Origin of the sequence: Acinetobacter sp. ANC 5054, assembly GCF_002135295.1 — a bacterium.
Classification (GTDB): domain Bacteria; phylum Pseudomonadota; class Gammaproteobacteria; order Pseudomonadales; family Moraxellaceae; genus Acinetobacter.
In genome coordinates this window covers 118066-140236 of the sequence record NZ_NEGG01000006.1, presented here as the reverse complement: position 1 = coordinate 140236, position 22171 = coordinate 118066, and the positions used below count along the sequence as shown (strand labels likewise).

The 22171-nt window shown below is 41.4% G+C and carries 21 protein-coding genes; 13 read left to right on the top strand and 8 right to left on the bottom strand.

The window, feature by feature from the left end:
• Positions 1 to 4: 4 nt before the first annotated feature.
• From arsH to B9T33_RS08135, 7 genes are all read left to right on the top strand, one after another.
• Positions 5 to 709 (top strand): arsenical resistance protein ArsH, encoded by a 705-nt coding sequence (arsH, locus tag B9T33_RS08165; protein ID WP_000174605.1) that lies wholly within the window; start codon positions 5 to 7, stop codon positions 707 to 709.
• A 17-nt stretch (positions 710 to 726) separates the two neighbouring features.
• Positions 727 to 1680, top strand: a complete 954-nt coding sequence (trxB, locus tag B9T33_RS08160; RefSeq protein ID WP_086178438.1) for a thioredoxin-disulfide reductase — start codon at positions 727 to 729, stop codon at positions 1678 to 1680.
• 101 nt (positions 1681 to 1781) lie between these two features.
• Complete coding sequence (locus tag B9T33_RS08155) at positions 1782 to 2855, top strand: ArsO family NAD(P)H-dependent flavin-containing monooxygenase (protein WP_086178437.1); 1074 nt, start codon at positions 1782 to 1784, stop codon at positions 2853 to 2855.
• A 29-nt stretch (positions 2856 to 2884) separates the two neighbouring features.
• The gene (locus B9T33_RS16580; RefSeq protein WP_004723194.1) at positions 2885 to 3229 is read left to right on the top strand and encodes a hypothetical protein; all 345 of its coding nucleotides are present in this window, start codon (positions 2885 to 2887) and stop codon (positions 3227 to 3229) included.
• Between the two features lie 584 nt (positions 3230 to 3813).
• Positions 3814 to 5211 (top strand): methylenetetrahydrofolate reductase C-terminal domain-containing protein, encoded by a 1398-nt coding sequence (locus B9T33_RS08145; RefSeq protein ID WP_086178436.1) that lies wholly within the window; start codon positions 3814 to 3816, stop codon positions 5209 to 5211.
• A gap of 157 nt (positions 5212 to 5368) precedes the next feature.
• Positions 5369 to 5782: a hypothetical protein gene (locus B9T33_RS08140; protein WP_171263608.1), complete on the top strand. Its 414-nt coding sequence runs from the start codon at positions 5369 to 5371 to the stop codon at positions 5780 to 5782.
• Between the two features lie 252 nt (positions 5783 to 6034).
• Positions 6035 to 6679 (top strand): HEPN domain-containing protein, encoded by a 645-nt coding sequence (locus B9T33_RS08135; RefSeq protein ID WP_086178434.1) that lies wholly within the window; start codon positions 6035 to 6037, stop codon positions 6677 to 6679.
• Positions 6680 to 6737: 58 nt separating this feature from the next.
• Here the strand turns inward: B9T33_RS08135 and B9T33_RS08130 are convergent, their stop codons facing one another.
• Positions 6738 to 7931 (bottom strand): MFS transporter, encoded by a 1194-nt coding sequence (locus tag B9T33_RS08130; RefSeq protein ID WP_086178433.1) that lies wholly within the window; start codon positions 7929 to 7931, stop codon positions 6738 to 6740.
• 1 nt (position 7932) lies between these two features.
• The gene (locus B9T33_RS08125) at positions 7933 to 8382 is read right to left on the bottom strand and encodes a RidA family protein (RefSeq protein WP_086178432.1); all 450 of its coding nucleotides are present in this window, start codon (positions 8380 to 8382) and stop codon (positions 7933 to 7935) included.
• Between the two features lie 68 nt (positions 8383 to 8450).
• On the opposite strand from B9T33_RS08125, the gene soxR reads away from it, so the two are divergent.
• A complete protein-coding gene (soxR, locus tag B9T33_RS08120) occupies positions 8451 to 8975 on the top strand; it encodes a redox-sensitive transcriptional activator SoxR (RefSeq protein ID WP_086178431.1) in 525 nt (174 codons plus the stop codon).
• Between the two features lie 24 nt (positions 8976 to 8999).
• Here the strand turns inward: soxR and B9T33_RS08115 are convergent, their stop codons facing one another.
• Positions 9000 to 9926 (bottom strand): DMT family transporter, encoded by a 927-nt coding sequence (locus B9T33_RS08115; RefSeq protein WP_086178430.1) that lies wholly within the window; start codon positions 9924 to 9926, stop codon positions 9000 to 9002.
• 912 nt (positions 9927 to 10838) lie between these two features.
• On the opposite strand from B9T33_RS08115, the gene B9T33_RS08110 reads away from it, so the two are divergent.
• From B9T33_RS08110 to B9T33_RS08090, 5 genes are all read left to right on the top strand, one after another.
• Entirely contained in the window at positions 10839 to 11966 is a 1128-nt protein-coding gene (locus B9T33_RS08110) for a Re/Si-specific NAD(P)(+) transhydrogenase subunit alpha (protein ID WP_086178429.1), read from the top strand.
• Between the two features lie 11 nt (positions 11967 to 11977).
• Positions 11978 to 12298: a proton-translocating transhydrogenase family protein gene (locus tag B9T33_RS08105; RefSeq protein WP_086178428.1), complete on the top strand. Its 321-nt coding sequence runs from the start codon at positions 11978 to 11980 to the stop codon at positions 12296 to 12298.
• A gap of 3 nt (positions 12299 to 12301) precedes the next feature.
• Positions 12302 to 13756, top strand: a complete 1455-nt coding sequence (locus B9T33_RS08100; RefSeq protein WP_086178427.1) for an NAD(P)(+) transhydrogenase (Re/Si-specific) subunit beta — start codon at positions 12302 to 12304, stop codon at positions 13754 to 13756.
• A 371-nt stretch (positions 13757 to 14127) separates the two neighbouring features.
• On the top strand, positions 14128 to 15459 hold the full coding sequence (locus B9T33_RS08095) for an ammonium transporter (RefSeq protein ID WP_086178426.1): 1332 nt from the start codon (positions 14128 to 14130) through the stop codon (positions 15457 to 15459).
• Between the two features lie 14 nt (positions 15460 to 15473).
• Entirely contained in the window at positions 15474 to 16091 is a 618-nt protein-coding gene (locus tag B9T33_RS08090) for a hypothetical protein (protein WP_086178425.1), read from the top strand.
• Positions 16092 to 16181: 90 nt separating this feature from the next.
• Here B9T33_RS08090 and rsfS read toward each other — a convergent pair whose 3' ends face one another.
• The 5 genes from rsfS to B9T33_RS08065 all read right to left on the bottom strand — a co-directional run bounded on the left by rsfS (position 16182) and on the right by B9T33_RS08065 (position 22097).
• Entirely contained in the window at positions 16182 to 16574 is a 393-nt protein-coding gene (gene rsfS, locus B9T33_RS08085; protein WP_086178424.1) for a ribosome silencing factor, read from the bottom strand.
• Positions 16575 to 16662: 88 nt separating this feature from the next.
• A complete protein-coding gene (locus tag B9T33_RS08080; protein WP_086178423.1) occupies positions 16663 to 17445 on the bottom strand; it encodes a hydroxypyruvate isomerase family protein in 783 nt (260 codons plus the stop codon).
• Positions 17446 to 17487: 42 nt separating this feature from the next.
• Positions 17488 to 18357: an NAD(P)-dependent oxidoreductase gene (locus tag B9T33_RS08075; RefSeq protein ID WP_086178422.1), complete on the bottom strand. Its 870-nt coding sequence runs from the start codon at positions 18355 to 18357 to the stop codon at positions 17488 to 17490.
• 33 nt (positions 18358 to 18390) lie between these two features.
• Complete coding sequence (locus tag B9T33_RS08070; RefSeq protein WP_086178421.1) at positions 18391 to 19179, bottom strand: crotonase/enoyl-CoA hydratase family protein; 789 nt, start codon at positions 19177 to 19179, stop codon at positions 18391 to 18393.
• Positions 19180 to 19289: 110 nt separating this feature from the next.
• Positions 19290 to 22097, bottom strand: a complete 2808-nt coding sequence (locus B9T33_RS08065; RefSeq protein WP_086178420.1) for an ATP-binding protein — start codon at positions 22095 to 22097, stop codon at positions 19290 to 19292.
• Positions 22098 to 22171: the final 74 nt, after the last annotated feature.

Below are 22171 nucleotides of genomic sequence, written 5' to 3'. Positions count from 1 at the left end.
TTCTATGACTCTCCCAAATGTAGATATGAATCTTTTGGATCAACCGACTTTAGAAAAGGTACAAGCTAAAGAATTGGATCATCCACCCCGTATTTTGCTGCTGTATGGTTCTAACCGTGAGCGTTCATACAGCCGATTGGCGGTGATGGAAGCTGGTCGTATCTTGGAGCAGTTTGGTGCCGAAGTAAAAATCTTTCATCCTAAAGGGCTGCCTTTACCTGAAGATGCGGACACTGAACATCCAAAGGTTAAAGAGTTGCATGATTTACTCGCTTGGGCAGAAGGAATGGTGTGGTGCTCGCCTGAGCGTCATGGCTCCATGAGTTCAATCTTTAAATCGCAAATAGATTGGATTCCACTGGCAGGCGGTGCAATTCGTGCAACCCAAGGTAAGACTTTGGCTTTGATGCAGGTCAGTGGTGGTTCACAGTCTTTTAACAGCTTAAACCAGATGCGTATTTTAGGCCGTTGGATGCGGATGATCACCATTCCAAACCAATCGTCTATTCCCAAAGCTTTTTTAGAGTTTGAAGAAGATGGACGGATGAAACCTTCATCCTTCTATGATCGAATTGTCGATGTAATGGAAGAACTATATAAGTTCACCTTGCTCACTCGTGGGCAGAGTCAGTACCTCACGGACCGTTATTCAGAGCGAAAAGAGTCGGCAGAAGAATTATCTAAGCGTGTCAATCAACGTAGCTTATAAACTTTAGGTGATCAGAAATGCAAAAGAGACATTCTAAATTAGTGATCTTAGGTTCAGGGCCTGCGGGTTATAGCGCTGCTGTGTATGCAGCACGTGCAAACTTAAAACCTACATTGATAGCGGGTATACAACTTGGTGGTCAATTAACAACGACCACTGAGGTAGATAACTGGCCGGGCGACCCAGAAGGTTTAACTGGTCCTGTACTTATGGAACGAATGCAAGCCCATGCTGAACGCTTTGGTACAGAGATTGTGTATGATCACATCAATGAAGTTGATTTAAGCGTCCGTCCATTTGTACTAAAAGGCGACATGGAAGAATTTACTTGTGATGCACTGATTATTGCAACAGGTGCGACAGCACAATACTTGGGTCTTGAATCTGAAGCTAAATTCATGGGTCAAGGTGTCAGTGCATGTGCAACTTGTGATGGTTTCTTCTATAAGAACCAAAAAGTCATGGTCGTGGGTGGTGGTAACACAGCAGTTGAAGAAGCACTTTATCTTTCTAATATTGCTGAGCATGTCACCTTAGTTCACCGTAGAGACAGTTTACGTTCAGAGAAAATTCTACAGGATCATCTTTTTGCCAAAGAAAAAGATGGCAAAATTAGCATTCTTTGGAACAATCAAGTTGATGAGGTCATAGGTGATAATACTGGTGTCACATCAGTTCGCTTGAAATCAACTTTGGACCAAACTATACAAGATGTTGAAGTACAGGGCTTATTTGTTGCTATTGGTCACAAACCGAATACAGGTATGTTTGACGGTCAACTCAACCTACGTGAAGGCTACATTCAAGTACAAAGTGGTACTTCAGGCAATGCAACAGCAACTTCTGTGGCAGGAGTATTTGCTGCGGGTGACGTTGCTGACAGCATTTATCGCCAAGCAATCACTTCGGCAGGCTCAGGCTGTATGGCAGCTTTGGATGCAGAAAAGTATCTTGATCAATTGAGCAATTGAAAGGCTCATTTAAACGCTTGAAAATTTTATAAAATACGCCCAGTCTGTTGAGTAGACTGGGCGTTATTTTGATTATGACTATAAATAATAGGAGAGAAGCTTTGACTCAATTACAAACTGAAGTCGATGTAATCATTATTGGTGGTGGTCAGGCAGCCCTTGCCACAGCTTATTTCCTCAAACGTAAGAAAATTCCATTTATTATTTTAGATGACCAATCTCAGGCAGGTGGTGCATGGTCACATGCTTGGGAATCTCTTCGTCTTTTTTCTCCAAATACTTGGAGTTCATTGTCAGGTTGGATGATGCCCACAACTGAGCAGACTTACCCAACGCGAAATGAAGTGATTGGCTACTTGTCAGCATACGAGCAACGATATCAATTTCCAATTATTCGACCAATTCATGTCGACCATATAGAACAAAAAGATGGCTATTTAGATGTGTATGCTGGCGATCAATATTGGCGAGCTAAAGCGGTGGTCAGTGCTACTGGGACATGGAGTCAGCCTTATATTCCCCATTATGAAGGATATGAACGATTTGAAGGATTACAAACGCATTCAGCACATTATGTAAATCCAGAGCCTTTTATCAACAAGAAAGTGATTGTAGTTGGTGGTGGTAACTCAGGGGCACAAATTCTTGCCGAAGTCTCAAAAGTTGCAGATACCACTTGGGTCACAGTAACACCACCTCAATTTTTATCGGATGATGTTGATGGGCGTGTTTTATTTCTTCGGGCAACTGAACGTTTAAAAGCCCAACAGGAAGGTCGTGTGATTGATCAACCCGTTGGTGGTCTGGGTGATATTGTCATGATAGACAGTGTCAAAGAGGCCCGCGAACGTGGCGTACTACATAGTAGAGAGCCTTTTACCTCATTTGAGGAGCATTCCATTGTTTGGGCTGATGGTACAAGACAAGCAGTAGATGCTGTGATTTGGTGTACAGGGTTCAAAGCTTCATTGACTCACTTAAGAAGTCTTGATGTGGTAGAGCCTGATCAGACAGTTACTGTGAATGATGGGCGCTCAGTAAAAATAAATAACCTTTGGTTGGTTGGCTATGGGGAATGGACAGGCATGGCATCCGCAACACTCATTGGGGTTTCTAGAACAGCAAGAGCAACTGTAGATCAAATAGCTGCTTATTTGGCTAGGATCAATTACTAAAGTTAAGGACTGAAGGAACTATTGGTCAAGTGATAGATCATTTAAAGACTACAAAACGGCCATTACCACCAGATCGAATAATTAGAAGGGAGGAGGAGCTTCTTTCATTTATAGATACACCTAAAGAGGAATGGTCTTCAACACTACAACGTTATAATAAATTAAGAGAAATCGAATATAAGGAAGTTATCGAGGTTACAAGGTTTATTGAAAAACAGACTCCTTTTGCAACGCAGCATAGTGTAAAGGGGGCTGAGTTTGAGAATGTATTAGTGGTCTTAGGTGGTGGCTGGAATCACTATAAGTGGCCACAGCTTTTAGAGTTACTTGAGACTAAAAAATTGACTAAAGCAAATACGAAAGGTTTTTTATAGAGCACGTAATCTTTTTTATGTTTCCATTTCTTGCCCAATGACGAGGCTAGCTGTGTTAGCTACTCAAACACTATCTGATACAGCTCTTGTAACTGTGAATAATCTATTGGGGAGTGAAAATATTGAAGATTTATGTTTTGATACATAAAAATAAAGTTTACTCCAAATTTACACCTTAACTTAATTTTTTTATTTTAAGTTGCTGTAAATTAATGGATTATTTTATCTTGTTGTCCAATCCATCATCGGCGCCACACTGATTCGTGGTTGAAGATTATTTTCAATGGTATTGAGATCAGTCATTAAAAATCACGCCTTAAATGAACAAGAGGGAAGAACGATAAAATTGAATTTGAATGTCACTTGACTGGACAAGGGATGCTGAAAAAAGCTGCGCTTCAGAACGGGCGCCATAGTAGCATAATTTACAGCTTGGTACATTTGGATCAGGCTAGATGGTCAAAGGACTCATAAGTTACAATCCAATTGATCACTATAAAGTGTAATTTATCTTTTCATGTGAATAATCTATAATTTTATAAACTTTCATGTCTTTCGACTCAGTTCTATTTTTTAATTTTCTTATGTCTTCATTATCACAGTTTTTAAAGCAGCATCAGTTTTGTATTTCTTTTGAGTACCTGACTACGGCAAAGCCTCAGCCAGTGCTGAAAACTTTTGCTGATTTTCCTGCATGTATGACATTGGCAGATCGAGTGCAAACCGATCATGATCCTGCACCACTTGATATGATGTCGGCTTATCCTGAAGATGTTGATAAAATTTTGCATTATTCAGGAAAAGGGCAAGATATCGCTGACTTTGAAAAATTTCTAGAAATGGCACGGCGCAAGGATGTACATAATCTATTGCTGCTATCAGGGGATAAGCTTAAGCAACATCATGATGGATCAGAAAATCCCGCTTTAAGAAGTCGTTATTTAGAGTCGGTTAATCAGGTCGTCGCTGCCAAAAAGCATGGTGGTTTTTATCTTGGTGTAGCATTTAATCCATTTAAATATGCTGAAGCCGAACATGCTGCGCAGTACTATAAATTAAATAAGAAAATTCAAGCTGGTGCAGATTTTGTCATCACTCAATTGGGTTTTGATTTGGATGTACTTCGTGACTATCAACAGCACATGAAACAGCAATATCCGCAGATTCCCATCATGGCTTGTGTTATGCCACTGACTTTTGCTCGCGCACGCTTTATGCATAAGCAAAAAGTTGCAGGCATTGTGCTCACGCCATATATGCTGAATTTTTTAGAGCATGAAAAGCGACTTAACCCTGATATGGCAGAGCAAAACGTCTATGCACGATGTGCCCTACAAATTTTAATTTGCCGTCATTTGGGTTATGCAGGAGTTCATCTTTCAGCCTGTCATCAGCCAACAGAACAAGCCAAGTTACAACAAGCGATTGCGCAATATGCAAAGCTCAGTTTGTCTGAATGTCGTGCGCTTTGGGATCAACTATGGCAAACAACATCGATCAAAGGTTTTCAACCTGAAGGTGTAGATAATTATCGGGCTTCGGGTGAGCAGATCTTGAAATATAAAAGCATGCATATGATGCATGAGTTGTTTTTTAGTTCAAAAATGGCGAAAGGTCTCGGCGGCTTGGTCTTTTCATCCAATTTTTGGAACAAACCTAAAGCGGATCAAGCCTTACTTTCAACTGAATTGATGACCAAGCAAGGTATGGTAGGTTGTGAAAGTTGTGGTCAATGTCGCTTAGGTGAAACGCTATATATTTGTCCTGAAACTTGTCCAAAAGGTCTGGCGAATGGACCGTGTGGTGGCACACATTTAGATCGCTGCGAATTTGAAGATCGTGAATGCATTCATTCGGTAAAAGCTCGATTGGCAAAAAGCGTAGGGCAGGTCAATGTGCTCAAACATGAAATCATTCCCACTGTTGCGATTGAAACACGTCAAACCAGTTCATGGAAAAATTGGTTTAACACCAAGTCTTAAATTTAGGATTTGAGCTTTTGAGAAATTAGCCATAAAAAATCTAAAAATCAGATGATGTGCATTTTAAAAAAATGCAAAAAAATCAATTAGCCCTTAATATCTACAACACATGGATATGTATGTAAAAGTAAAAACGAAGAACGTGGGGAATACGTTAATGATAAAAAAATTAGGATGTGGAATTGTTGTAGCAATGTGTTTGTCAATGACGACAGGCTGTTCCGTGATTATGGCCAGCAAGCAACCGGCCAAGAAAAATACCGAAATGATTCAGCAGGGGCTTTCTCGAAGCTTAGTGATTGCTGAATTTGGTGCACCCGTTACATCTGAATTTAGAAATGGAAAACGTCATGAAATTTATACCTTTACTCAAGGTTATTCGACTGCGAGTAAAGTTGGGCGTGCATTTTTACATGGTGCAGCAGATGTCGCGACCGTGGGCTTGTGGGAATTAGTGGGTACCCCAACGGAAAGTGTATTTAATGGTAAAAAGATGTCTTATGAGTTAATTTTTGATGAAAATGATCAACTTGAACGCTACATATTTTTAAGCCAAGATACCGCAAAATAAATCCAAATTACACTCAGTCCATCTGCTGTGTCTTGCACAGCAGAAATCATCGTAGTTCTAAGATAAAAGAATTTTTAACTTTAAATTTTGAGATATTTTTTATACTAAAAAATATTCAAATTTCCCATGTTCTTTTTCATTTAAGCGTACAAATAACGATAAATTTGAGTTTGTTATTGCAGCTGGATTCGAAATTAGGTTAAGTTTAATTCATAGAAAAATAAACCAATAATCTAATGGAAGTCTTAGAGCATGCTGCTTATTGAGGAAATTTTTAAAAGTAAAAAAACGCAATTTAGTGACCAATTCAATTTAAGGATTCATCGTGGCTTAAGCTGGCTAAAAAAATCTATGGATTTGCACGATGATTTGGATCTGCAATTTATTAGTCTTTGGATATCCTTTAATGCGATTTATGCACAAGATTTGGTAAGTGCACAGGATAAACAAAGTCTAAGGCAATTTCTTTATTTGATATGCCAAAAAGATTCGGAGCATAAAATTTACAAGATTTTGTGGGAGCGTTTTAGCCAGCCCATACGTTTGTTTTTAGATAATCCATATGTTTATCAGGGGTTTTGGGATTATCAAAATCAGAAAATTAGCCACGACACTTGCAAAGAAGGTCTGGCTCAAGAAAAGCAAAAAGTTTTGCGCGCCTTAAGCGAAAAAGATTCAGTGGATATTTTAATGGTGTTGTTTAATCGCATGTATACCTTACGCAATCAGGTCGTACATGGTGGTGCAACCTATAACAGTTCAGTAAATCGCAAACAGCTTCAAGACGCCTGTACGATTTTATTGGCGTTGTTGCCCGTATTTATGATCATTTTATTGGAAAATGCAGCAACATTAGATTTAGCCAAGCCTTTTTATCCAGTGGTGCAAGTCAGCTAAATTATTATTCAGTGTCATGAAAAAAGCCTCGTGATTGAGGCTTTTTTCGTCTTGCCATTTAATGTTGGACTTTGCTTCGAGCTGTATAAATTTGGTCTAATCCAATGAAAACGGCAGCGGCAATTGCTAAGCCAACGCCCGTTAAACAAGTGCTAGTCCAACCGCCATGATGCCAAGCAAAGACCCCTAGAGCAGATCCACCAGCACCACCGATAAAGTAGGCGGTCATATAAATGGAGTTAACTCGAGAGCGAGCAGTTTTATTGAGCTGAAAAATAATATTTTGGTTACAGCTATGGACCATGGCTAAACCTAAGTTGATGAATCCATATCCAAGAATATAAAACGTTAAAGAATGCCCACCGAGATATAGCAATCCCCAACTCAAACCCAGAATGCTACAACCGAGCCACGTTAAAATTTGGTTATAACCTTGATCGGCCCAACGACCGATCAGTTGAGTGGAAAGCGCGCCGAATACCCCCACCAAAGTGACAATACCGACCCAAACATCGGCCAAACCAAAAGGTGGCTGTGTGAGGAGCATCGCAATGGTGGAAAACAGCATACTCATAGCAGCAAAAGCACAACTACCAATCAGTGAACGATAAATCAATCTAGGTTCAGTTTTGAGAAGTTGACCCATCGACTGAAAAATTTCGAGATAACGCATGCGCGTAATACTGACTTTGGGGAGCCGACTTTTAAGTAAACCTGCCAGTATCAGCATTAAAATAGCACTGAGAACATAAATCGATTTCCAATGAATGAGGTTGGACAACAAACCTGAAAGGCTGGTCGATAACAGAATCCCGACCAAAAGCCCACTCATCAAAAAACCTACAGTCTGACCGATTTTTTCAGGTCGAATGGCGACTGTAACCAGTGGAATCAAGACCTGAGCAGCAACCGAAAACAAGCCCGTAATTACTGTACCTACCCACAACATATAAATATTGTTGGACAACGCGCATAGTCCTAGACCGAAAGACGCACCGAGCATCAGCACTGGAATAAATTTGGCTTTATTCACGATATCGCCCAGCGGCACAATAAAAAGTAAGCCGAGGGCATAGGACACCTGAGCAAAGGTCACGGTCAATGCCACTTGGGACTGAGGAATGTCAAAACTCTGTTGAATCGAGGCGATTAAGGGTTGGCAATAATAATTGGCACCCGCGCATAATCCGCAAGCAGCGGCCATAAGCCACAAAAGTGCTTTGTTGTGGCTAATGTCGAGAGGTGTGTTCATTTTAATCCTTACTGATGCTCGCTTGGCAATATGCAGTAGCTTCAATTTCAATTTGCATGCCCGCTAAGGCAAGACAGGGTACGGGAATCAGTGTGCAGGCTGGAAAGCCTTGATTTGGCCAATATTGATTCATGGTTTGAATCAGATGTTGATGTTTTCCAGCGTCATAATGGGTGATTAAAACACGCAGCATGGCAATGTCTGAAAGCTGGGCATTTACAGCGTATAAAGCAGAACTGAGGTTTAGAAACGCTTGCTGTAGCTGCTGTTCAAATCGTTCAGACAATTCTCCTTGTGGATTTTCACCGCCTTGACCCGATATGTGCACTATTTTATGGCAATTTTGCACCACTGCCACGTGACTATACCCATTTTGCTGAGGATTATATAACGTTTCAGGGTTGAATAATTGTATAAGCGGCAAGGGGGTATCGGAGATTTGTAGCGACATATTTTTGCTTCATGAGGAGTTAATTTTGCTAGTATCAAAGCTCAAGTTAACTTGAGGTCAAGTGCAAAATGCAGGATACAAAAACACAAGAAAATGAACAGATTTGGCTCAATATTGGTGAGCTAGCATCCAGAAGTGGGGTGAATGTCAGTGCACTTCGGTTTTATGAAGAAAAAGATTTGATTTGGAGCACGCGGACGGCAGGTAATCAGCGGCGCTATCCACGCTCCATGTTGCGTCGGGTCGCGATTATTAAAATTGCACAGCAAGTGGGGATCAGCTTACAACATGTACATGATGCGTTTGAAGTTTTGCCTAAGCATAAAGCGGCATCCAAAGCCGATTGGAAAAAGATGTCACAGCGTTGGCAAGCACAATTGGATCAGCAGATAATCCATTTATTACAGCTTCGTTTGCAGTTGGACCAATGTATCGGCTGTGGTTGTTTATCCTTGAAACAATGTCCCCTGCGCAATCCCAATGATCAATTGGGGCAAGATTCGGCAGGTGCACATTTTCAAGAGGTTTTGATGAGTATGAAAAACATCACTACGCCTGATTTAGACGTTGAAAATGAAAAGCTGCCGAAATAAAAAAGCTATTAGGGTTTTTCGAAATTAGCCCGCGAGTTTTTTCTTGGATAAGGTGATCATCAATACGCCTAAGATATTTAACAGACAACCCATCCACTGAATCACATTTAAATGTTCATCCAAAAAAGCAACGGCCAGTAAAATCGTTAAAATTGGACCAATCGAAGCAATCATGGCAGATTGTGCTGCACCCAATCGAGCAATACTTTGCATCATTAAAACCGTTGGCAGGACTGTCACAAAAAAGCCCAATATCAAGCCATAACCCCAAATGCTCAGTGGAAGTGAAGCCACTAATGCTAAGGGCTGAGGAATGGCTAAAGCAAAATGCACTAAAGTCCCAAGACAGGCGATGCTCAGAGCCAGCCCGTTATAATGCCAAGAACCAAACTTCATCATCAGTTTTGGTGTCATGAGTAAGTACGTAGCAAAGGCAACCGCACTGGCAAAGACCAAACTTGCCCCTAACCAAAAATTGCTTTCATGTGGTGTATTACTTTGCTCTTGTAACATCACAATGACAGTACCACCATAACTTAAGGCAATTGCAAACAAAGTTTTGAAACTGAGTCGTTGCCGAAAAATAAGACTAGAAGCAATCACGGTCAGGGTGGGATATAAAAATAAAATAATCCGTTCTAAAGACGCACTGATATACATCAGTCCCTTAAAATCCAGCAAGCTTGCAAAATAATATCCAAGCAAGCCTGCAATAATCAGCTGCAACCAATCTTTAGCAGAAATGTCTCGATACGGCGTTCGACTCAGCCATCCCATAATTAGGAAAAAAGGCAAAGCGCTTCCCATACGTAGTGCCATAAGTACAGTGGCATCAACATCGGGTGAAAGGGCATAAGCCTGTTTAATAAATATGGCTTTGGTGCTAAATAGAAAAGCTGCACAGATTGCACAGAGCGAACCGATTTGGTTACGGGTCAAAAATGGCTGCATGACATTATCATTCTTATCTCGGCGGACATGCAGACAGTATAAAAGCCCAGAATTAAAAGTTGAAATGTAAAATAATCATGGCTTTCATTCCAAAAAAGCATACTAAATTGTGTGATTCGCAGCCATTTGAGCTGAAATATTTTGAACTGATGCGCTCAAATTACTGAAAAAACAAAAAATGAAGCCACGATTTAGACTTAAAACTTTAAAGATTGATAAGAATAAACTATTTATGCACCAATTTGATGCAAAATAACCGCGATTAAGCCAACGGAAGTCGGGTTCATCATGGTGCAAAATATTAAAAAATTTATTTTCTTATAATTTTTATAACTCTTTAGACTTAAGCAGCATAAGTAAAATGAATATAAAACAGTCAAATTTCAAAAATCCCCATTGATCAGCTTGCCTTGAATGGTAGTGGCTTAATTGACAGAAAATACCAATTTTTCAGTCAAAGCTGCCTCGGCATGTGTACGTTGAAAATGTCATTAAAGCCAATCTAAGCAATAGTTTTTTGCAAGTGGGCTGAATCGTATGGGCTTGGACTGTAGATTGGAAATTTTGCTGCCCGTGGTTATGAACGCTAAAAATGTCACAATCATCAATGAGTCGAATATTGAACAAGATGAAATGTTAAAAAAAGTCAAAAAACACCAAATGGAAGACTTTAAAAGGGTTGGTACGTATAAAAATTATTCATACCATTAAAAATAAAAATCAATAAGTGCTGTATAGCATCATATTTTTTATGAATCGTCAGTTCAAAATATGGGCATTTATTAAATAAATATTGGGTAGTATTTTAAAAAAGTTCAATTAGAATCCAAAAATTGTACAAAAAACACATCCTGAGGGGAGACATCGCGGATTGCGATGTTTGCTTAAGAAAAATTAGCTTGAGGAACGCTCATGCAGATCGGAATTCCAGCCGAAACTGTTGTCGGTGAAAATCGCGTCGCTGCGACGCCTGAAACAGTAAAGAAGATGATCAGCGCTGGTCATAGTGTTGTTATTGAACGTGGAGCAGGGGTTAAAGCTGCCTACATCGATAGTGCCTATGAACAAGTTGGTGCCAAAATTACGGATGATGCCTATACCGGTAGTCAAATGATTTTGAAAGTTCGTGCGCCTAAAGGTGACGAAATTCAAAAGCTTACAGCGGGAACTACCGTTGTCGGCATGTTTGACCCTTACCGCAACACCGAACTTGACCAATTTGCGTCACAAAACGTGTCTGCATTTGCATTGGAGTTATTGCCACGTACTTTATCTCGTGCGCAAAACATGGACGTACTTTCTTCTCAAGCCAACCTATCAGGTTATAAATCTGTGCTTTTGGCTGCAGCAGAATATCAACGTATGTTCCCAATGTTGATGACAGCAGCGGGTACTGTTAAACCTGCGCGTGTCGTGATTATGGGCGTGGGTGTTGCAGGCTTACAAGCAATTGCAACCGCGAAACGTTTAGGTGCGGTGGTTGAAGCAACTGATTTACGTCCTACAGCACGTGACCAAGTTGAATCTTTGGGTGGTAAATGGTTAGACGTACCAATGTCCCCTGAAGAACAACAAAAAGCAGCCGATGCTGCGAAAAATGGTTATGGCTGGATGCCGGGTGAAGACTATATTCGCGATCAAGCGATTATTGTCGACAAAGCTGTATCCAATGCGGACATCGTGATTACGACTGCGTTATTGCCGGGTCGTGATGCACCTCGCTTAATTAAAGCTGAAACCGTAGCGAAGATGAAACCGGGTTCTGTCATTTTAGACATGGCGGTTGAATCTGGCGGTAACGTTGAAGGCTCTGTATGCGGCGAAAATGTCGTGACTGCCAATGGCGTGAAAATCCTCGGTATTCCAAATATTCCTTCTACAGTTTCGACTGAAGCGTCGGCACTGTATGCGCGTAACGTACTGAATTTCATTGATACCATGTTTGATAGCGAAAAGAATTTCGCAGTTAATCCTGAAGAAGAAATTCAAAAAGCACTACTTGTCACTCATGGCGGCCAAGTGCTGCTGAAACGTGGTTAAGGAGAATCATCATGGTTGAAACGATTACTATTTTTGTTCTAGCAATATTTGTTGGTTACTACGTAGTTTGGGGCGTAACGCCAGCACTACATACGCCTTTAATGGCTGTAACCAATGCATTGTCTTCAATTATTGTCGTAGGTGCGATGATTCAAACCGTGGGTATCCCAGGTATTGTCGATGCTAGCGTTCAGTTCCAAAGCATTAACGCCGTGAGCATTTTAGGTGCGGTTGCAGTATTTCTTGCAAGTATCAACATTTTTGGTGGTTTCGCAGTAACTGCACGTATGCTTGAAATGTTCAAACCTAAGCAAAAGAAAAAAGAGGGCTAATTCATGGAATTTATTCGAGACTATGCGGATTGGTTCTACCTGATTGGTGCCGTTCTCTTTATCTTAACCTTACGTGGTTTGTCAGGTCCTAAGACTGCGATTCAAGGTAACCGTTACGGTATGATCGCGATGGCGATTGCGGTTATTACCACATTCTTTGTTGCAGATCATCCAGTGATTTGGATGATCGGTGGTGCAATGGTATTGGGTGCAGTGGTTGGTATTGCACGTGCACGTACAGTACCAATGACGCAAATGCCAGAAACTGTAGCTTTAATGCACTCATTGGTGGGTTTGGCTGCGGTACTCATTGCCATTGCTGCGATTCTACATAATAACCAACTCACCGCTTTGTTTGCTGAAAATGAGCAAGCATTAACAGCAGCGGGTGTTGAACACGCACATATGAGCAAAGTTCATTTATTTGAATTGTTTGTGGGCTGTTTCGTTGGTGCGATTACCTTTACTGCGTCTGTATTTGCTTACGGTAAATTGGCTGCGAAGAAATGGGCAAAAACTATTTCTGGTGGTTGGGTTAAACCTGTTCAAGCACTTATTTTCCTTGCAATGTTGGCATGTGGTGTTTACTTCTTTACCACAGGCAACATGAATGCATTCTGGGCAATGACTGTTCTTGCGCTGGCATTTGGCTGGGTATGGATTGCGCCAGTGGGCGGTGGTGATATGCCAGTTGTGGTATCGCTATTGAACTCATTCTCAGGTTGGGCAGCAGCAGGTATTGGTTTCACCCTAGAAAACAACATGCTGATCGTTGCTGGTTCGCTTGTCGGTTCATCTGGTGCGATTCTGTCTTACATCATGTGTAAAGCCATGAACCGTTCAATCATCAACGTATTGTTTGGTGGTGCGATGGGTGGTGCAGCAGTTGCTTCAGCGGATAAAGGCGAACAAGCACAGCGTAACCACCGTTCAGGTTCTGCAGATGATGCTGGCTTCTTGATGTCAAATGCGGACAGCGTTGTGATTGTACCGGGTTATGGTATGGCGCAAGGTCGTGCACAAAATGCAGTAAAAGAGTTGTGTGAAATTTTGAAAGAACAGGGCGTAAAAGTACGTTTTGCGATTCACCCAGTGGCAGGTCGTATGCCTGGCCACATGAACGTATTGCTTGCAGAAGCAGACGTTGCCTATGAAGACATCTTGGAAATGGACGAGATCAACTCGGACTTCCCAGCAACAGACGTGGTACTGGTGATTGGTGCAAATGACGTTGTGAACCCTGCAGCTAAAGATGACCCAACGTCTCCAATTTACGGTATGCCGATTTTAGAAGCACATAAAGCGCGTACCATTATGGTGATCAAACGCTCTATGGCGACAGGTTATGCCGGTCTAGACAATGACTTGTTCTATAACGACAAGACCATGATGATTTTCGGTGATGCCAAGAAAGTTGTGGAAGATATGACGAAAGCCATTAATGGTGGCGGACACTAATACAATCCCCCTAAATCCCCCTTTGACAAAGGGGGACTTAATTTCTCCTCTTTTATAAAGCGGGATTTAGGAAATTAAAACCACCTTCGGGTGGTTTTTTTATGCCAGAAAACTGACACAAAATGATCATTCACAATAAAAGTGCATAAATTAAATGTGGATCTTCAGATCTGATTCAAATTCATGCGCCATCTTAAAAAACAATACTCCTCAATGCGCTATTTTGTTACATATGAAATTTCATCATATCTATTCAAAATTATAGAACGCAGCTTCTATCTGCTTTTGTGATGCAATGCATTGAAAAATAATTAATTGTCTGAAATTTGGTATTCTTTTTGCACAACATGGTTATTTTTGGGGGAATAATCATGAAAAATATCTATCTGCTCGGGTTGTTGCTCAGCCTGATCGCATCACCATGTTGGGCCACAGAGCAACAAATGGCCAGTAATATTCAAGAAATCCGCATTTCACTCGACAGTATTTGGGTCGTAATGGGCGGTATTTTGGTGTTCTTTATGCAAGCGGGTTTTGCCATGATTGAAAGTGGCTCAGTTCGTAGTAAAAACACCGTTAATGTCTTAATGAAAAACTATATGGACGCTTGCCTTGGTGGCTTAGTGTTCTGGTTGGTAGGTTTCGGCATCATGTTTGGTGTAAATACGACGGGCTGGTTTGGCTTAAGTCATTTTGCACCGGATCAACTTGATGATTGGCACTGGAATCTATTGTTCTTCCAAATGATGTTTGCTGCAACGGCAACTACGATTGCCAGTGGTGCAATGGCAGAGCGTATTCACTTTGTGGCCTATGTGGTCAGTGCGGCTGTAGTTTCGGGTTTGATTTATCCAGTCTTTGGGAGTTGGGCGTGGGGTGGCATGTTTGGCGGTGATGGTTGGTTAAAGGCTTTAGGCTTCATTGATTTTGCAGGTTCAACCGTTGTGCATTCGATGGGGGGCTGGGTCGCTTTAGCTGGAATTATTGTATTAGGTCCACGTTTGGGTCGCTTTGGACGAAATGGACAGAGCCATTATTTGCCAGGGCATAATCTGCCTTTAGTGGCATTGGGTGGTTTCATTTTATGGCTGGCATGGTTTGGTTTTAACGCAGGGTCAACTATTAACGCCAATGTTAGTGTTGGTCGTATCGCCTTAAATACGCATCTTGCCGCATGTGCCGCTGCGGTTGCATACATGCTGCTATGCTTGCTTCGTTCTAAAGCAATATTAATTCGTAGCACTATTAATGCTTCACTTGGTGGTTTGGTTGCGATTACCGCTGGCTGTGCCACGATGTCGCCTGTTTATGCAGTGGTCACAGGACTATGTGCGGGGCTGATGGTAACTTTCTTACCTATGCTGATGGAAAAGCTCAAACTTGATGACGTGGTAGATGCTGTCACAGTGCATGGTTTTTGTGGAGCATGGGGAACCTTAGCCGCAGGTATATTCCTTGAAAATAATATGTTTAACGGTGAAGTGATTGCTGTACAAGGTTTAGGTGTTTTAGTTGCCTTCGCATGGGGCTTCGGCGTGGCACTCATCGTCTTCAAAATTTTGGACAAATTGTTGGGCGGTTTACGGGTAAGTAAACAACATGAGCAGCGTGGTTTGGACTATACCGAGCATGCAGAGTTGTCTTATCCCGAGTTTCAAAAAGATGTGACTTTTGAAACTGATGATATGACTAAACGTCACTGATAGGAGCGGAGTCCATGACCACAGAATTGTTAAACATCGCACAACGCCGTTCAGCTTTAGAAAAAGGCTTAGAGCAATTCCTAGATGGTTCGATGTTACAAGGCGCATTACAACATTGGGAGCAGCAATACAGCACGCAACCTGCGTTTGTATTAAATCGCTTTTTAAATGATATTTGTACTACAGATGAGCTGCGGCTTTATCGTAAAGAGATGTTGAAACAAGTATTGTTTGAACTTTCAAGCCTAGAAAAGCAGGTGTTGATGCGCAGCGAACAACCCCAGCAACAGGCAAAAGTAGTAGAGTTGATTTCAGCGGATATCAGTGATGCATTTTTAGCATTTACAGATGATGTCTTGCAGTTGGTTAAAACGCCAGATCAAGCAGATTTTAGGGCTGAGGTCATTACTCAGCTGGAAGAGATGGGGCTAGCGATAGCTGCCAATGCACAAATTAATAGTGCCAGTTTTGTGGAATTTTTACCTTTGACTCGTTATGCGCAAGTGTTGACCAGTATTTATGAGGTCTTTTGTGATTTTTATGGGCCAATGCGCGCAGACCAAGTCTATGCGCAAACTAAGCTAAAAATTAAAGCCAATTTTCCAGATGTCGACTTACATCAATTGCTCTAATGAAAAAGATTGAAGTGAGAAAAGACATTTTAAGGATAGATTAAAGCTCATAAAAAAAGCGACCTATTTAGGTCGCTTTTTTCTGGAAGCTTAAGCTACAGTTTCTGGAGCTGTACGCCATAAGCTTTCTAGATCATAGAATTTACGTGCTGTAGGTAACATCACATGTACCACTACAAAACCGAGATCAATCAGGATCCATTCTGCATCACGTTCACCTTCAACGCCAATCGGGCGGAATCCAGCTTTACGTGCTTCTTCTGCCACGTTGTCTGCAAGAGACTTAATGTGACGAGTTGAAGTACCGCTCGCAATTACAATCGCATCTGCGACATTGCTGATTGCTTTGATATCAAGTTCAACAATATCTTTGGCTTTTACATCTTCAAGTGCTTCACGTACAACAGCTAAACAAGCTTGTACATCTTTGATATTTGCGAGATCGTGAGAATTAGAAGCGCTGGGCGATGGTTCTAAATTCATAGAGGGTATGATTTCCTGACAATTTTACATGTTCTAATATAGCCGTTTTGTTGATGAATTTCAAATCAACTCGCTTGAGTTCAAGGGCTTAATTAGGGAAGTATTTGTCTTTCCACGCAAAAGAATGCGATGAATTGGTTCGTGGTCGATACTCCGCAGCGACATAACCTGCATAATCGCTGTGATTGAGCCATTTGAAAATATCTGCAAATGCAATTTGTGCTGAATCAGGTTCATGACGTCCCGGACAATCTGCAAATTGTATATGCCCAATGTCTTGGATATTTTCAGCTAAGCTACTCAAAATATCTTCACCCATCATGGCCATGTGGTAGCAGTCATATTGCATTTTCAATAGTGGATGCTGTACTGCTTCTAACATTTCCTGCGCTTGTGCAATGTTCTGCACTAAAAAGCGCGGCATATCCGTACCGTTGATCATTTCAAATACAGGCTGAATATGATGTTCAGACAGCATGTGACATGCCAATTTTAAGTTGGTCGATAAGGTATTTAAGCAAGGCAGTAGATCGGCATCGTGCGGTTGTTTACCTGCCAAAATATTCACACTTGGTACATTTAAGGCTGTGGCATAACGGATGCACAATTCCAATGCTTGATGAAATTCATTTTCACGACCTGGCACGCCTGCAAGCCCATCTCCACCTTGCATTAAATCACCCGCAGGCACATTAATTAAGCACAGGGTCAAATCGTTAACGGTGAGTTGGGTTTGAATCTGCTCGATACTAAGTTCATATGGAAACTGAATTTCTATATGACTAAATCCATGTTGGCGTGCTAAAGCAAAGCGTTCTAGTAACGGTACTTCAGTAAAAATCATGGATAAATTAACCGCGAGCTGAATCATGCAGATCTTCCTTGTAGCAATTTAAATTGAATATAACGGATGTTAGCTTTTTTCAACATGTTGAATTACCGTCGCTAAATCCTTGTCAGCAAAACCATTGTCTTGGTGTGCTTTCAATTGTGCAAGGGCCAAACTCGCCACAGGTATATTTAAATTAAATTGCGCTGCCAATTGCACAGCATTATTTAAATCTTTAGATAAGGTTTGAACTTTCCACTGTACGGGTTCAAATTGATGTGTTGCCATGCGCGGCGTTAAAATTTGGAAGGGTTTTGAGTCTGCAAAACCGCCTGCAAGGGCAGGTGCAAGTAAACGTGTATCCACACCTGCTTCGGATGCCAAGGCCACAGCTTCAGCAATTAAGGTGCTGTTGGCAGCAACGATCAATTGATTACAAATTTTGGTTGCTTGACCAGTACCACTGTCACCCATACGTGTTACACGCTGCGAAAGCACATTATAAATCAGGTTTAAATCTTCAATAGTTTGTGCATCACCACCAGCAAAAATTACCAATGTACCTTGTTCAGCACCAGCAGTTCCGCCTGAAACAGGGGAATCAATCCAAGTGACATTTTGGGCTTGCGCTTGCGTTGCCAATTGCAAGCTTTGCTTGACAGATAAGCTGGAAAAATCCACCCAAATTTGTCCAGCTTGAAGAAAAGTTGCAATCTGTTGATATACCGCATTGACCGCATGATCATCGGCTAAGCAAGACAGAATCACAGGATAATCTGCAATCTGTTCAAGCTTAAGCGCTGTCGCGCCAATGGTTACCAATTCATCGCAGGCAGCAGCCGTGCGATTCCATACAGCCACTTCAAAACCCGCTTGAATCAGACGAGTTGCCATACGGCTGCCCATTAATCCCATGCCAAGAAATGCAATTTTTGTATTACGATCAAAAGCCATATGCGCTACTCAATCTATTTGCTTAATGCTAGTTTACTTATATTGGCGCGGTAAAAATTGAACCTCAGGGTTCTTGTCTTTTTTACGTGCCAATTGGCTATTTTTGCCCAGTAACAATTTAAGTTGCCAAATTTTTTCCAAACGAAGCGAATGCTTTGGACGATGTTCCATTGCATCAAGCACCTGTTTGGCAGCAGCTAAAGCATCTGGAGAACGTTGACTTAGTTCTTCGGCAAGTTGTTGTGCTTGGACTAAGGGTTGCTCACTTAAATGTGTCACTAAGCCTATGTCTTTGGCATATTCAGCATCGAAAATACGCGCAGTCAGAGTCAATTCTTTGGCTAGATCCAGTCCAATAACACCCTTGAGCGAGCGAGTTAAGCCCATATCTGGGACTAAACCCCAACGGCTTTCCATAATCGACATTTGCGTTTTCGGATGGGCAATTCGAATATCAGCTGCAAGTGCCAATTGCATCCCCGCGCCAAAACAAAAACCTTCAAGTGCTGCAATCACTGGTACAGGAAGTTGTTGCCAAATGAGAAAAGCTTTTTGAAATAGACTTTGACCAGGTTTTATAAGTTCCCAAGCGGCATAGGCTCTATTTTTCGGATTGTTGAGGTCGGCTAAGTCAATACCTGCACTGAATACCTGTGCTTCACCCGTTAAAATGACACATCTTAAACTTCGATCTTTTTTCAGTTTTTCAGCGGTGCTGACCAGCTCTTTTAACAATGCAAAGCTCATTGCATTACGCTTATCTGGACGGTTGAGGTAAACCGTTGCAATACCATTATTTTTTTCTACACGTAATAACGCCATGGAATTTACTCTTGTTGTTTCTGTGCCGAGCATAGCATGTAGGCTTGCTGGATAGATGACAGCGCAGTCACTTCAGAAGGTGGACGACGCTGACTTTTGTCATCTCAATCTTAGTTATTTTGTTTGAATAAAATTTGCTGTGCCGCATGTTCAACCTGAACCATCACATCTTTTAATTCATCAAAACGTTTTAAGGTTTCTTGTACAAAGCCTTCATCGGCTTTGCGGCGCTCTTTACGTAAAGTTGAGACAAATTGCTCAAAATTACCCGAAACTTCTTGTAGTGTTGGTGCACCAACATAGCGAGTTGCACCATACAAACGATGCAGCACATGTTCTAATTGTGGAAAATCTTCGTCCTCAATCAATTGTGCCATTTCATTCAATTCTTGTTCGAAGCTATCGACCAACATTTTTAATAAATCGACAGCCAGATCTTCTTTATTGGCAGCCAATTGTAAACTTTGCTGCCAATCTAAAATGCTCGGTTCAAGTGCTTCAATCACAGTGCTGCGTTCAAGTACTTGGGCTTTTTTGAAGTTTTCAGTGGTCCACTGGGTCAGAATTTGGATAATCTGTTCCATTTGAATTGGCTTGGTGACATAGTCATCCATACCACTTTGTAGCAGTTTTTGTTTTTCATCCGACAGTGCATGCGCGGTCAAGGCAATAATCGGCAGACGCTTATGGTCTTCAAAGGTTGATTCCAATGAACGAATTGCACGAGTGGTATCAATACCCGACATGACGGGCATTTGAATGTCCATGAACACAAGATCAAAGGCTGCAAGGTTTTGTTCATGCTGGCTTTGAATGATTTCAATGGCTTCTTGACCACTTAGCGCTTTGGTGGTTTTAACATTGAGTTCAGACAATAATGCTTCAAGTACAATTAAATTTGGTAAATGGTCATCCACAGCTAAAACATGGAGACCTTGACCATTAAATTCTTCATGTTGTTCTTGCGCAAACCATGGCTCATTGCTGAGTAGTTGAATCAAAGCGGTACGGCTCAGTGGTTGATGCAGTGGGCGTGCTCGGAACTCGTTCAACATGTTCGGATCAAGCATCATTTGATAGCCATATACTGCCAAATTGCCGCTATAACGAGTACGAATTTCTTTCAATAAGGCTTCTGAATCACCGCTATGGTCGACAATCAGCCACGTATTTTCATCTGTGTTTAACTGCTTCAGTCGGCTGAACAAATCCAAGATCGACTGCGTTTCGATATGGTCGACATCATAGTCTTCAAGATAATGGCGCAATACATTGGCTGTGGCTGGATGTGCAAGATAAGACACGACTTGCAGATTACTAAATTGAGGATGCACAATTTCAATTTCATCATCGACAACAAAGCGTGCAGTAAACCAGAAAGTTGAGCCTTTTTCTGTAGGTGCACGTTCTTGGTTATCTTCAAAGCCAATTTGACCATGCATCAGACTGACCAATTGCTTTGAAATCGCAAGCCCCAGTCCAGTACCACCAAATTGGCGGGTCACAGAAGCATCACCTTGCGAGAAAGACTCAAACAGTTTTTTACGGTCTGTACCACTTAAGCCAATACCACTGTCTTGTACACTGAAATGCAGTAGGCATTGCCCAATATCGTCATGTTCCATGCGCACGCGCACAATAATTTCACCATCAGGTGTAAATTTAATGGCATTGGAAATTAAGTTGGTCAAAATTTGCTTAAAGCGCAGTGCATCACCAACCACAAATTTCGGGACATTATCCGCATAGTAGAAGGTCATGTCGATGTGCTTCTGAGCTGCCAATGGAGACAGCATATCCATGACATCAAACACCGCTTCTTCTAAATCAAAGGGCGCAGTTTCAAGTTCCAATTTTCCAGCATCAATTTTAGAGAAGTCTAAAACGTCATTGATTAATGCCAGTAGATGCGCAGAAGATTTACGAATCGTTTGCAGATATAAATTCTGCTCATTGCTTAGATTGCCCTGACGCAGTAAAAGATGAATAAATCCATCAATACTGTTGAGTGGTGTACGTAATTCATGCGAGATATTGGCCAAGAAAACAGATTTGGACTGATTGGCATGAATCGCTTGGTCACGCGCTTGACGATAAGTGATGTTCTGCACTTCAAGGGTGTCTAAAGTTCTGCGCAAATCATCTTCAGTTTGTTCGGTATGTTCGCGTAATTCTAAAAAACTAAAATGCAGACGCTTCACCACATTGGCGATATCTCGCTGTAACAAGCGCAGCTCACCCGTACTGTTAATGATCATGTGTTGATCAAGCGTATCTGCATTTAATCGTTGTAACTGCATGCGAATTTCGTACATTGGCGCAATCCAACGACGCGAGTAAAAATTCAGACACAGTAACAATAACAATAAGGTCAATAGCCCAGTGGCAATCAATACGATTAATACACGGTAACGGGCGATTTGTAGGGGTTGATTGTCGAGTTCAATGGTCAACCAAGCAGGTGATTGATTTGCATCTGTTATTTTAATGGCATAAACGTGATTATTATTATGGGCAATAGGACCGACAAAGGAATTTTTGCCATCAATGTTGGGCCAAATATCTTGATCCTGATAACCGATACTGAGTCGATCTTTTCCTGTTGGATCTAAAATGGCTGCACGGATTAAATGCTTTTCGTTCAGCATGTTTTGCATGGCATTACGTGCTTGGTCAAATTGCCAAGGATAATGATTGAGCAAATCTACCGCAGCTTCGGCCGTTGGTTGATAACGCGTCAAGATTGCAACCGCCATTTGACGTTGCTGTGCTTTCGACGCATTTGAGGTTTCAGTCATTACCAACGCTGCACCCACACAGGCCAAAATAGTGATTGGCACAAAAATAAGTGCAATCAACTGACCATAGGCATGATTTAAGTGTAGGCGTTTAAAAAGCTTTTTGTTGATATTTGACATGGTTTAAGCAGTTTATTCCTTATGCCCCGAATATTAGCATGGTTTATTTAAAACTGATTGCGCTTTAATCACTT